Source organism: Planococcus shenhongbingii (assembly GCF_030413635.1).
GTDB classification, from domain to species: Bacteria; Bacillota; Bacilli; order Bacillales_A; family Planococcaceae; genus Planococcus; species Planococcus shenhongbingii.
This window is the reverse complement of sequence record NZ_CP129235.1, coordinates 2,163,684-2,177,409: the sequence shown is the minus strand read 5'-3', so window position 1 is coordinate 2,177,409 and position 13,726 is coordinate 2,163,684. Positions and strand designations below refer to the sequence as shown.

General features: G+C 35.9%; 6 protein-coding genes. All 6 read left to right on the top strand.

What is annotated here, in order from left to right:
- The first annotated feature begins 20 nt into the window (after positions 1-20).
- Positions 21-3,545 carry a BREX system P-loop protein BrxC gene (gene brxC / locus QWY16_RS10690; protein ID WP_300989218.1) on the top strand — a complete coding sequence of 1,175 codons (3,525 nt, stop codon included), beginning with the start codon at positions 21-23 and terminating at the stop codon, positions 3,543-3,545.
- Between the two features lie 15 nt (positions 3,546-3,560).
- Positions 3,561-7,091 carry a BREX-1 system adenine-specific DNA-methyltransferase PglX gene (gene pglX / locus QWY16_RS10685; RefSeq protein ID WP_300989217.1) on the top strand — a complete coding sequence of 1,177 codons (3,531 nt, stop codon included), beginning with the start codon at positions 3,561-3,563 and terminating at the stop codon, positions 7,089-7,091.
- 73 nt (positions 7,092-7,164) lie between these two features.
- A complete protein-coding gene (gene pglZ, locus QWY16_RS10680; protein ID WP_300989216.1) occupies positions 7,165-9,723 on the top strand; it encodes a BREX-1 system phosphatase PglZ type A in 2,559 nt (852 codons plus the stop codon).
- Positions 9,724-9,739: 16 nt separating this feature from the next.
- A complete protein-coding gene (gene brxL / locus QWY16_RS10675; protein WP_300989215.1) occupies positions 9,740-11,797 on the top strand; it encodes a protease Lon-related BREX system protein BrxL in 2,058 nt (685 codons plus the stop codon).
- A 13-nt stretch (positions 11,798-11,810) separates the two neighbouring features.
- Complete coding sequence (locus QWY16_RS10670) at positions 11,811-12,539, top strand: hypothetical protein (protein ID WP_300989214.1); 729 nt, start codon at positions 11,811-11,813, stop codon at positions 12,537-12,539.
- Between the two features lie 196 nt (positions 12,540-12,735).
- A complete protein-coding gene (locus QWY16_RS10665; RefSeq protein WP_300989213.1) occupies positions 12,736-13,644 on the top strand; it encodes a restriction endonuclease in 909 nt (302 codons plus the stop codon).
- Positions 13,645-13,726 lie beyond the last annotated feature (82 nt).

The window sequence follows — 13,726 nt, the reverse complement described above, 5'->3', positions numbered from 1 at the left end:
CATATAGAGGGGGTATATTAATGTTATTGAAAGAAATGTTTCAAAAAGATATAGAACGTGATATCCGTGGCGTAATTAAAGTCGCGCAAACCGATGATGAAAGTATTTATCAGGAATTGGATGAGTATGTAGTCACGCGCGAGTTGCAGAAGCATTTATCGAAGTTTTACGAGAACTATCAAAAAGGCGTAAATGGCTCGACCGATAAAATGGGCGTTTGGATCTCAGGGTTCTTTGGCTCAGGTAAATCGCACTTCCTCAAAATACTCGCTTATTTATTAGAAAACAAGCAAGTTCATGATAAAAGCGCGATAGATTTCTTTGATAATAAGATCCAAGATCCGTTGGTATTGGCCAATATGCAGCGGACTGCAGACATCGAAACAGAGACCATCCTATTTAATATTGATGCAAAAGCGCAACTGGACAATAAATCGAAAGAAGATGCGATTTTACGCGTCTTTATGAAAGTCTTTTACGAGCATAGAGGCTATTACGGCGACATCTCCGGTGTGGCTGAGATGGAAAAGTACTTGGACAAACAAGGAACCTACCAAATTTTCAAAGATGAGTTTGAAAATCTTGCAGGTGAACCATGGGAAGACCGCCGGAACAGTTTTTACTTTGATAGAGATTACATCGTCAGTGCACTTTCAAAAGCTACCGACATGACAGAAGAGTCAGCTGGGAACTGGTTCGACAACGGCGTCAACAATTACGAAATTAGCATTGAGAAATTTGCAAAAGATGTAAAAGAGTATATCGATGAAAAAGGCAAAAACTTTCACCTCATTTTCTTAGTGGATGAAATTGGGCAATACATAGGGGACAGCAGAAGCTTGATGCTAAACCTCCAAACGCTAACTGAAGAACTTGGAACGCATGCAAAAGGAAAAGCCTGGGTCATGGTGACTTCACAAGAAAGCATTGATAGCATCGTTAAAGTTAAAGGCGATGATTTCTCACGGATTCAAGGCCGTTTTGATACAAGACTTTCACTGTCTTCAATTTCTGTAGATGAAGTGCTTAAAAAAAGGATTCTTCTCAAAAAAGATTACGTGAATGACAAATTGAAATTGCTTTATCCTGAGAAAAGCGCCATCCTTAAAAACTTAATCAGTTTCCGTGAAAGCACGGCGGACTTGCGCGGTTATGAAAATGAACAGGAATTTGCAGAGGTATATCCATTTATTCCATATCAATTTAAATTGCTTCAGAACGTTTTTGAACAAATAAGAAAGCACGGTTCTTCAGGTAAGAGTTTATCTGAAGGTGAGCGTTCTATGTTGTCCGCTTACAAAGAAACGGCTTTAAGATACAAGGCAGAAGAAGAAGGTTTCTTGATCCCGTTCCCTGCTTTTTATGAAACGATTAGAGAGTTTTTGAATCCGTCAGTATCACGAGTGATTGATGGAGCATATGAAAACCCGGCGCTAAAAGATGACCCATTTAATATGGAAGTATTAAAAGTCTTATTCATGGTTAAGTACATTAAAGAACTTCCGGCTAATATCGATAATATCGCGACTTTAATGATTACAAACATTGACGAAGACAAATTGGAGTTAAAAGAAAAAATTAAAGCTTCATTGAGAAAGCTCATCTCACAGACTTTAATCCAAAAAAATGGTGACTACTACCTTTTCTTAACGGACGATGAACAAGACATTAACCGTGAAATTAAAACCTTGAACATTGATGAGGAAATCGTCAAACGCGAGTTAGCCACTTACATCTTCCAAGACCTCTACGATGAAAAGCGGTTCCGTTATTCTTCGGAGTATCTTTTCTCATACAATCAAAAGATGGATGAGAAAAATTACGGCAATCAATCGTCGAGCATCGGTGTCCAAATCATTTCCCCGCTCTCTGACCATTATCAAAAGTCCGAGCAAGAACTGATGATGATGACGAGCGGCAGCGGAGAAATGATTGTAAAACTGGGCGGCAGTGAATTGTATGTGGAAGAAATTGAGGAAGCCTTGCGCATTGAGGAATATCGCAAGAAAAAGAACATTACGCAACTTCCGGAAAATATCCAGAACATCTTAAACAACAAACAAGCAGAAGTGCGGGAACGCAAACGCCGGGGCCGTGAGTTGCTGGAAGATGCCATAAAGAGTGGGTCTTTCTTTATCAATGGTGAAAAAGTCGATATAAAAGGTTCATCCGTAAAAGAAAAATTTAATGCAGCATTCAAAATTTTAGTCGATAATATTTACACAAAGCTTGGGTATGTAAAAGAGCATTTGGAAAATGAAAGAGGGTTAATCCATATCTTGGCTTCGGATAACCAACAGATTTCATTTGATAATTCTTTGGATACCTATCCGAATGAATTGGCAAAGAAAGAAGCATTTGATTTTATTTCCTTACAAGACGATATTCAAAAACAAACTCGTGTCAAAGTTTTATATGACCGGTTTATGGACAAACCATATGGCTGGAAGCAATTAGACATAGCGGCTTTGATTGCGAAGCTATTGAAAGAACAGCTTATTCGCATTCGATATAATGCTGAATACTTAGAGCCTGAGCAGAATACGAATCTATTAATTTCAATCTTCACTAAGATGGCTGATTCGGACAAAGCGATAATTGTAAAAAGAGGAAAAGTAGATGAAAAGTTAATCCGTGCTGCCAAGCGAGTTGCGAAAGAAGTTTTCAATAAAACAGATTTAGCTGATGATGAAGATGGACTAGTGAAAGATCTCCGACTTTTAATAGAAATGCAAATTGCCGAGATTAATGAATTAAAAGCTCAATATGAAGGTCAGAAATATCCAGGAAAGAGTCTTCTAAATAAAGGCCTTGAATACTTCAATCAATTTCATAATGGTTTGGATAATGCAGCGTTCTTCACAAAATTAAAGGAATTAGAAGATGACTTGGCTTATTGGGAAGAAGATATTATGTATGTGAAAGATTTCTTTCATAGTAATCAAAAAAACATTTTTAACCAAGGATTGTATCAGTATGCTAAATACGAAGAAAACAAGACGTATATGGGCGGAGAAGATTTAAAAGCAGCAGCGAGAGAATTAACCCTGATTTTAGAAGATCCGGTTCCATATAAAAAAATTAAAGAGATTCCTGAATTGGCTCATAAAATAGAAGAACAAGTTAAATCTATTCTTATTGAGAAAAAAAACCATGCTAAAGATAAGGTGAAGATAGATTATGAATTCCTTTCATCAATGGCCAAACAAGAGGGCGTCACAGAAAATACTAAGCAGCAAATAGAAAATTATTATATGCATTTGAATGAGAGTTTAGAAGAATTTACAGATATCTTCAAAGTTGATGCGACAATTACACAAAGTACTTTCTTTAAAGAGAAAATAGAAAAACAGATTAAACGCGAAATAACTGTTGTCAAACCACCAGTAGGTCCACCTTCTGAAGGGATAAAAGTTAGCCTTAGAAGTTTGGTAAATACATCTTCATTATCTTCAGAAGAAGATGTGAATCAATACATCAATACCTTGTCAGAAAAATTAATGAATATGATAAAAACCAACAACAAAATAGAATTTATAGACTGAGCAGGTGAAGAAGTTTTGAATAAGTCAGCATTAAAGAAATTTGCTACAGAAGCAAGAAGAGAATTATTAGAAAGAGTGGAACTTCAAGCTAGAAAAGTCGGAATTACAGCTGAAGGAATCCAAAAAGCTACTATTGAAAGCTCTGATGCCATCTTTATAGATGGCAAGCAACTTTCTGAAAAAGAAAGGGTACAACGAAATAAGTTGATTGCTCGAATTCGTGATATCGGCTTCAATCGTGTAATGGAAGAAACGGCCTATACATGGTTTAACCGATTTACAGCTCTTCGTTTCATGGAAGTAAATGATTATCTCCCAACTAGAGTGCGTGTATTGTCTTCACTAAATGTAGAAAATACAGAGCCGGATATGATGAAAGAGGCTCTATCACTGGAATTAGATTTGAATAAAGAGTATATATATGATTTGAAATTGAATAATAAAAACGAAGAATTGTTCAAGTACCTTATTATCAAACATTGCAATGATTTAAATCACTATATGCCGTTTATGTTTGAAACAATAGATGATTATACAGAGATATTATTTCCAGAAGGATTATTAGCTACAGATTCGTTCATTCGAAAAATGACGAATGTTGAAGTTATACCTGAAAGTAATTGGGAAAAGATTGAAGTAATCGGTTGGCTTTATCAATATTATATTGCTGAAGAAAAAGACCGTGTATTTAAAGCGAAGAAGAAATATAAAGCGGAAGAGATTCCTTTTGCGACTCAATTATTTACACCTGATTGGATAGTCCGTTACATGGTGCAAAACTCATTGGGGCGTTATTGGGTTGAAGCTCATCCGGAACATCAAGATTTAATCAGTGATTGGGAGTTTTACTTACAAAACACTGAAGAAGATCTTGAAGAAAAAATTGAACCATATATAAATAAAGAATTGAAAGTGGAAGACATTAAATGTTTCGATCCTGCTATGGGGAGTGGACATATCCTAGTGTATATGTTTGATGTACTTTTCGAAATATATAGCAAGAGCGGTTATATGGAGAGAGAAATTCCTCGTCTTATTATTGAAAATAACTTATACGGTTTGGATATAGATGATAGGGCCTACCAGCTCGCTAGTTTTTCAGTAGTCATGAAAGCTATGGAATATAATAAGCGTTTCTTAAGAAGTATTGAAAGAGAAGGCTTAACCCTCAATTTAGCTTCCATACAAGAAACAAATAGCCTGACGAATGAAGATATTGAGTTTCTTGCAAATGACAAAGAAAAGTATGAGGAAACTCAGACTTTCATAAAGCAGTTTCAAAATGCAAAAGCTATAGGTTCTCTCTTAAAACTTAAAAATGATGACTACACATATTTACAGAATAGATTAAAATTTATGCATTCAAACCCTGTTACAGAAATTTTCGAAGTTGAGAAACAAGAGAAGTTTTTATATCTATTACCAAAGTTAATTAAGCAAACGAACTTAATGTCTTTAGAATATGATATTTTAATAACAAACCCTCCATACATGAGTGCAGGAAGCATGAATAAAGAACTCTCTGATTATATGAAGAAAAATTATCCCGATTCTAAAGCTGATCTATTTGGTGCTTTCATGGAATTAAATGATTATTTAAAGAAAAATGCAATGTATGCTGCTATAAATCAACAATCATGGATGTTTATTAGCAGATTTAAAAATCTTCGTAAAAAAATGTTAGAAACTCAAACTTTTGAAAATGTTTTGCATTTAGGATCAAATGCTTTTGATGATATAAACGGACAAGTAGTTCAAACAGTATCATTTATAATGAGGAACTATAAAGTAGATAAAGAGACAATATTTATAAGAACCACTGATCAAAAAAAATCAATAGATAAAATGCAAGAATTTAAAAGGTTAAAGGCAAGCAGAAAATATAGTCTCCTTTCTTCTGATTTATTTCGATTAATACCTGATTCCCCATTGTCATATTGGCTTGATGTCAGATGGATAGAAATTTTTGATAACGCAAACAAGCTGGAAGAATTCGGTAAGCCGCGAATAGGTTTAGCAACAGGTGAAAATGAAAAGTTTGTAAGAATGTGGCATGAGGTTGATATTAATAAGTTTATTAAAGATGCAAGAAACGCAGAAGAATTATCTCTTCGTTCAGGAAAATGGGTTCCTTATAACAAAGGGGGAACATATAGAAAATGGTATGGAAATCTAGAATATATTGTAGACTGGGAAGATAATGGATTTAATATTAAACAAAATAAATTAGATAGATTAAAAGAAGGTTTAATAGAAAAGAAAAATAGTGAGTGTTGGAATCAGGAATACTATTTTAAACAGGGCATTACTTGGTCGAAAATAACTGCAGGAGATTTTTCTGTAAGAATTCAAGAAAATGGAACTATTTTTGATGTGGCAGGATGTACTATTTTTGAACTTAATGATAATACTTTATATATACTTGGATTATTGAATTCTTCTATCATAACTGAATTATTAAAAGCCCTTAGCCCAACATTAAATTATGAAGTAGGAACTATAAAATCTTTACCTGTAATAATACCAAATGATAATGCTTTAATAGACATTATAAAAACTGAAGTTGAAGAATGTATAAAGTTATCTAAAATAGAATGGGATTATAAGGAAACGTCTTGGGATTTTTCTTCTAATGTTTTGTTGAAAACAAAAAAAAGTTCCCTTCATGAAGCAATAGAAGCTTTTAAGGAAAACCGAAAAGAATTAATTGAAAATTTACATGAAGTTGAAATGAGTATTAGTAATAAATTCAATCAAATATACGGTTTTCCATTAAATGAAACTAGTGAAAAAATAAAAAATAAAAAAAATGTTACTGAAGATATAAAAGAGACTGATTTGATTAAGGAGTTCATATCTTACGCTGTAGGTTGTGCTGTAGGAAGATATTCGATAGATGAAGAAAAGTTAATTTATGCAGGTGGAAAGTTTGATTCATTACTCCATAAAACTTTTTTGCCAGACAAAGATAATATTATCCCAGTACTAACAGGTTCATATTTTGAAGATGATATTGTTAATAAGATAATTTCGTTTGTTCAAGTGACATTTGGAATGAAAAATTTGGAAGCAAATTTAGAATATATTGCTAATATAATTGGCAGTAAAAATAATGAAACAGCGAGAGAAACTTTACGTCGTTATTTCTTAAATGATTTCTATAAAGATCATATACAAGTATATAAAAAGCGACCGATTTACTGGTTGTTCACATCTGGTAAAGAGAAAGCATTCAATTGTCTAATCTATTTGCACCGCTACGATAAGACAACACTCTCACGCATTCGTACTGACTATTTACACGAAGTCCAGATTCGTATGGATGCCGAAAAAAGAGACTTGCTTAACATCATTAATGGTAATTCGACGATAAAAGAAATTACTGACGCTAAGAAAGAATTGAAGTCCCTTGATAAGAAAATCGATGAATTGAAAGCATATGATGAAAAGTTACACCACATGGCCGATATGCAGATTGAAATTGATTTGGATGATGGTGTAGCAGTGAACTATGCGAAGTTTGAAGGGCTAGTTGCCAAAATATAAAACAAACAGAGATACATCGGAGATTTCTGATGTATCTTTGTTTTATAATGGATAGAGAAAGCAGGTGACTGTCATGAACATGGTACAAATCGCGTCTGCGCTATCAGACATTTTTAAAGAGCCCTTAAAAGAAGAAGAACAGCGAAAGCTTGTTTTTTGGGTTGATAAAGATCAAGAGTTTACAGAAGAAATTGATGAACTGGTAATAGATGGAGTAAAGGTCCATTCGCTGACTGATAAAAATCAGTTTTATACGAAACATTTACTGGAGGAAGAAGATTCAGCGTCCTCTTATTTGATTTATACAAATTTAGATTTAAGTGTAGAAGATAATTGGTTGGCGGATACTGTTTTGTATTCAAAAACTTTTTATGCAGATCGGATATCGCTAATTTTAAGTGACTTACATATAGATCCATCGCTGCGCATGACAGTAAAAAAATACGAGCGTTTCTTTAAAAATAAAGACCGCTTTAGAAAGTTTGCTGCGTTTGGTATTGGGACGTTTACCGAAGAGATGATTGAGCTTTCGATTATGAGTGTTTTGTGTAATTTAAAGACACCGAATTTTGAAGACGTCTTAAAAACCATTTTGATGGATACATTAGATGATGCTGAAAATAAATATCTTTCTTTGATAGAGCGGTTCTTTGACCTAGATGTTTTCTGGTCATACGTAGCGAACTATTGCGGATATGAACGTGAAGTTAAAACGCTCAAGACTTTATTTATTCATTTGTCGGTAACGGCATTCAGCCATTCGGTAGATGAAAAGTATTTAACTGGGCTAAATGATTTTATTGCAAAGCGCAGCAAAACCAATGCGTTGGTGTTTATCGACCACTGGATGCATCACAAAAGCGATTATTCTAGATTCAATGACTATATTGAAATAGTCGAGCAAGAAATCACTATTTCTCAAATGATAAATGCCAGCCCTTTAGAAGAATTTAAGCAATCGGATATCTTTCCATATATTGACCGGGCCATCATTATCCATATTGCCAATAGCCTTATTGAAAAGCTTGAAGATTACGAGGAGTATAAAAAGCTAATTAAACTTAGACGTGTGAAACATTATTATGAGAAGTATGCGGCAGTCTATGAAGCGCTATTTTATACGGTGAAAATGCACGAGTTTTACAATGAACATCGCCAAGGCATTACCGGGATTCAAGCAATAGATGTTTATGAAGCTTATATCAACAATTACTATAAGATGGATTCGTATTACCGCAAGTTTTATGTAGCTTATGACGAAGATACAAATCATGAGTTATTGAAAAAGTTGAAAGAAATGGTCGAGAATTTGTATTCAAAATGGTTTATGGGTGAGTTAAGCTCCCATTGGTCACTAACAGTGCGTTCAGAAATGACAGCTCAATGGACATTGCCGGGGATTCAACGCCAACAGAATTTCTATTCTTCGGTCATAGCACCGCATATGCAAAACAATGAACGAGTGTTTGTCATTGTTTCTGACGCGATGCGATACGAAGTGGGAATGGAATTGGCAGAACGTTTGAATTCGGAAACGACAGGCATTTCTGAGATGCAAAACATGCTCGGGGTTGTCCCTTCGGTAACGAAACTTGGAATGGCGGCTCTGCTGCCGCATCGGACTTTGGATTTTGATAAAGACGGTAAAGTGCTGGTTGATGGAAAAGACTCATCAGGACTTGAAAACCGCAAAAAAATCATTGAATCGAAAATTGTAGATAGTATTGCATTTAATTTCCGCAGTGTTTTTTCTATGAACAAAGCTGCCCGCCGAGAGACATTCAAAGGGAAGAAATTGATCTACCTCTACCATGATACGATTGATGCTGTGGGAGACAATGCTTCTACTGAAACGTCAACGTTTAATGCGGTGGAGACAGCGTTGAATGAACTTTCTGATTTAGTGAAAATTATTAGAGACGATTTAAGTGGTACAAATATTTATATCACTGCTGACCATGGGTTCTTATATCAGCGGGATGCGTTAGAGGAAAGCGATAAAATAGAAAAAGAAGCGATTGAAGCGATTGAAATAAAGCGCCGTTATATTCTTTCGAAAGAAAAACGGGAAGTGTCAGGCCAGTTAGCCATCGACTTAACATCAGTAGTAGAAAATGAAGAGCAATTGACTGCTTATGTGCCGAATGCAACAATCCGCTATAAAATCCAAGGGTCTGGTGTCAATTTTGTCCACGGAGGAGCAAGTTTACAAGAAGTTGTCATACCGCTTGTATCGTTCAAGAACAAGCGATCTGGCCAACGAGGTTCACAAGCGATTCGAAAAGTGGATATCAAATTGACCACTACTACAAGAAAAATAACAAACAGCATTTTTAATTTGGAGTTCTTCCAAACTGAAAAAGTAGAAGACAAAATGGTGCCACGCACTGTATTAATTTATATGGCCGACCAAGATGGCGAGATTCTATCAAATGAAGAAACGATTATCGGCGACCGTCCTTTCGATAACCCGGCCGATCGGACGTTTAAATTGCGATTTGTATTGAAGAGTATCACTTATGACCGCAGCAAAACCTATTATTTAATGATCAAAGATACAGAAACCGGGATGGTTACTGACAAAATTCCGTATTCGATTAACCTAGGTATCGTCAGTGACTTTGACTTTTAATGGAGGAGGTGTGTGAATGGAAGGGAAAACGGAAGTATCCTTAACAGTTGATCTTGATAAAAAGTTGAACAGTGCATTTGCGGGCCGTGTAGTCCGAAAAGACTTGACCAAGCTGATTAAAGAAGGGGCAAACGTTCCAGTCTATGTGCTGGAATATTTGCTTGGCATGTACGCAGCAACCGATGATGAAGACAGCATTAGCGAAGGCGTGGAACGCGTCAAGAAAATCCTTTCCGATAATTTTGTGCGGCCTGACGAAGCAGAGAAAATCAAATCGCGTATCCGAGAATTAGGTCAATACTCGATCATCGATAAAGTGTCAGTAGTTTTAAATCCAAAGTTGGATATTTACGAAGCAGAATTCTCGAACTTAGGGTTAAAAGGCGTTCCAGTAGGATCCAACTTTGTTAAAGAATACGATAAGCTGTTGGTCGGTGGAATATGGTGCATGGTAAAACTCGATTATTATTACGACGAAGAAGCCCGAAACAATAATCCGTTCAGCGTGAGCAGCCTGCAGCCTATCCAAATGCCGAATATGGATATTCAAGAAATTTTTGAAGGAAGAAAAGAGTTTACCAAAGACGAATGGATTGATGTCTTGATCCGTTCGACTGGTATGGAGCCAACCCACTTAGAAGATCGTGTGAAATGGCATCTTTTATTGCGTCTCGTGCCTCTTGTTGAAAACAATTATAATATGTGCGAACTTGGTCCACGCGGGACTGGGAAATCGCATGTATATAAAGAGATTTCACCGAATTCGATATTGGTTTCAGGCGGCCAATCTACCGTCGCCAACCTTTTCTATAACATGACTTCACGTAAAATCGGACTTGTCGGCATGTGGGATTGCGTCACGTTTGATGAAGTGGCAGGAATCCGTTTCAAAGACAAAGACGGCATCCAAATCATGAAAGATTATATGGCATCCGGCTCGTTTGCACGAGGGAAAGAAGAGAAGAACGCTTCGGCTTCAATGGTCTTTGTCGGTAACATCAATCAAAGTGTCGATGTCTTATTGAAGACTTCCCATCTATTTGCACCATTCCCTGAAGAAATGGCAAATGATACGGCGTTTTTTGATCGCATGCATTACTATTTACCAGGCTGGGAAATCCCAAAAATGCGCCCGGAATTCTTTACGGATAACTATGGCTTTATTGTCGATTATATCGCAGAATTTTTCAGAGAAATGCGCAAGCGTTCATTTGCCGATTCGGTTGACCGCTATTTCAAGTTAGGCAATAACTTGAACCAGCGGGATACAATTGCGGTCCGGAAAACGGTATCTGGAATGGTGAAGCTCATTTATCCGAACGGCATCTATACAAAAGAAGACATTGAAGAAATTTTGCATTATGCATTAGAAGGCCGTCGCCGGGTAAAAGAGCAGCTCAAAAAAATCGGCGGCATGGAATTTTACGATGTCATGTTCTCTTATATCGATAAAGAAACATTAGAGGAAGAATATACTTCCGTGCCAGAACAAGGTGGCGGAAAACTGATTCCGGAAGGTATGGGAAAACCCGGCCATGTTTATGTAGCGGGTCATGGTAATTCAGGGATGATTGGTATATATAAACTTGAAAATCAAGTTGTGAGTGGCACTGGCAAGTTCGACAAGTCTGGAGTGAGTTCTTCACGTGAAGCTCGTGAAAGCCTGGACACCGCATTCCGCTTCTTTACGGCTAACAGCAAAAGCATCAGCAATGCTATCGCTATTAAAACGAAAGATTATCTGATGCATATTAGTGACTTGCAGGGGATTGGGTTAACAGATGAGTTGGCTATTGCTGAATTGATTGGTCTTTGCTCGGGTGCATTAGATAAGCCAGTTCAAGAGAGTACTATTGTTATCGGCAATATGACAGTAGGTGGGACGATAGCTAAGGTGGAAGAATTTGCGAATGTGTTGCAGGTTTGTGTAGATGCAGGAGCGAAGAAAGTGTTGATTCCAGCTGCTTCTGTCATGGATTTGCAGACAGTGCCGCCTGATTTGTTAGTGAAAGTGCAGCCGGTGTTTTATTCGGATCCGGTTGATGCGGTTTATAAAGCGCTAGGGGTTAGCTGAAGGTGGATAAAATATGAGTGGTAAAATAGATGAAAGAGAACAAGAAGACGGAATGTCATTTACCTTCAGGAATTTTGTAATTGCAGTTCTTTTACTCATTATTTTTTCTCTAGTTTCTTTTATTGTAAGTAGCGGTTTATCATTAAATAATCTAACTATAGATGGTAATTTATTTGGGTTGAGTGATAGTTTTTGGGGTTCTTTATCTGGAGCTCTTATTGCCGGACTAATTGCTATCTGGATTAGTCAAAGAGAGCATAATAGAATTTCTAGAGAAAAGAAGGAAGAAGCTCAGAAAATATTACTAAATTTAAAAGAGAACGCTGAAGAACTATTTAACGAAATTAATAAAGCTCAGAAAATAAATAATGAATTATATTCTATACCAAACCCTTATGAAAATGTAATTACACATGTTGATGAGAAAGGATATGAACATTATGAGAATCTCCCGCCAGAATACTTGGAAGAAGAATATCATAATGTAACATCAAAGTTAAAGAAAACTAATATTAAATCCTACAATTACATTTTAGATTTACTTGAAGAAGTCAAAATGATTGAGTTAAAAGAATTGGAAATAGATTCCTATAAACAAGTGCTGACTTTTAAACAAAAAAGTAGAAAAGTATTAGAGCCAGCCCTTAATTTCTATATTAATGGTAAAAGAATAGCCATAGATAAAAATGAAATGAATGAAATTTATAAAATTATTTTCAATTTTTATCAAGTAGTTTCATGAAAGTTTTTAAGAATTTCTGCCATATTAAAAGTTGTTGGTTTTGAAAATGGTTTTCCTTGTGTTGAGCACAATTCATGATATGCATTTTCATGATAATTGGCAAGTTGTCATAATCGTGCTGTTCACTGGAACCATTTGAATGATGTTATATCCACAATCTTATAGTTTATTAGCAAATATGAATTGAGGTGTAGTAATGACAATACCAGGCTATCAAGAATTCATGTACCCGTTTTTAAAAATGCTTGAAGATGGACAAGAGCATTCATTACGCGAATCATATAACCGTCTAGCTGATGAGTTTAATCTCACTGAGCAGGAACGAGAAGAATTACTGCCAAGCGGCAAGCAGCGCATTTTACATAATCGTGTAGGATGGACAAGAACGTATTTAAAGAAAGCAGGTCTCTTAAATACCATTCGTCCCGGAATCTTCGTAATAACGGAACGAGGAAGAAAAGTGCTTGCAGATCCTAATGTCACATCAATAGATAATGCATTTCTTATGCAATTTCAGGAGTTCCGTCTTTTCAAAAATAAGGGAGAGGATGAATCGAACCTAGTTGTCTCTCCTGTGAAAAATGAAAGCACCCCTTTAGAAGAAATTGAACGCAACTATAAGGTTTTGAAAGAAGAAGCAAAAGAAGACTTATTGGATAAAGTTATGAATGGCACACCTTTATTCTTCGAAAAACTTGTTGTGGACTTGCTTGTAGCAATGGGATACGGTGGCACGATGAAAGACGCTGGCCAAGCAATTGGACGATCTGGTGATGAGGGAATCGATGGAATAATCAAAGAAGATATTCTTGGCCTTGATATGATATATCTTCAAGCTAAGCGTTGGGAGAATACGGTTACCCGCCCAGAGCTTCAAAAATTCTCTGGTAGCCTTGATGGTAAACGTGCTAGAAAAGGAGTGTTCATAACGACTTCTACTTTTTCAGATGGAGCGAAGGAATACGTGCAAATGATTGATAAGAAAATCATATTAATTGATGGTGATGCACTTACGGAATTTATGTTTACTTACAATATTGGTGTTAGTCATGAAGAGACTTTTGTGATTAAAAAAGTGGATGAGGATTATTTTGGAGAAGACTGACTGCACTAATTAATATAAAAAATTTTTTACCTAGATAATTATATAAAAGACCATAACTGAATTAAAGAACTACTAATTCTTA

What these genes read in the sequence shown, in the direction of transcription:
- pglZ (WP_300989216.1), top strand. Translation starts at nt 7,165, where the DNA reads ATGAACATGGTACAAATCGCGTCTGCGCTATCAGACATTTTTAAAGAG.
- QWY16_RS10670 (WP_300989214.1), top strand. Translation starts at nt 11,811, where the DNA reads ATGAGTGGTAAAATAGATGAAAGAGAACAAGAAGACGGAATGTCATTT.
- brxL (WP_300989215.1), top strand. Translation starts at nt 9,740, where the DNA reads ATGGAAGGGAAAACGGAAGTATCCTTAACAGTTGATCTTGATAAAAAG.
- brxC (WP_300989218.1), top strand. Translation starts at nt 21, where the DNA reads ATGTTATTGAAAGAAATGTTTCAAAAAGATATAGAACGTGATATCCGT.
- QWY16_RS10665 (WP_300989213.1), top strand. Translation starts at nt 12,736, where the DNA reads ATGACAATACCAGGCTATCAAGAATTCATGTACCCGTTTTTAAAAATG.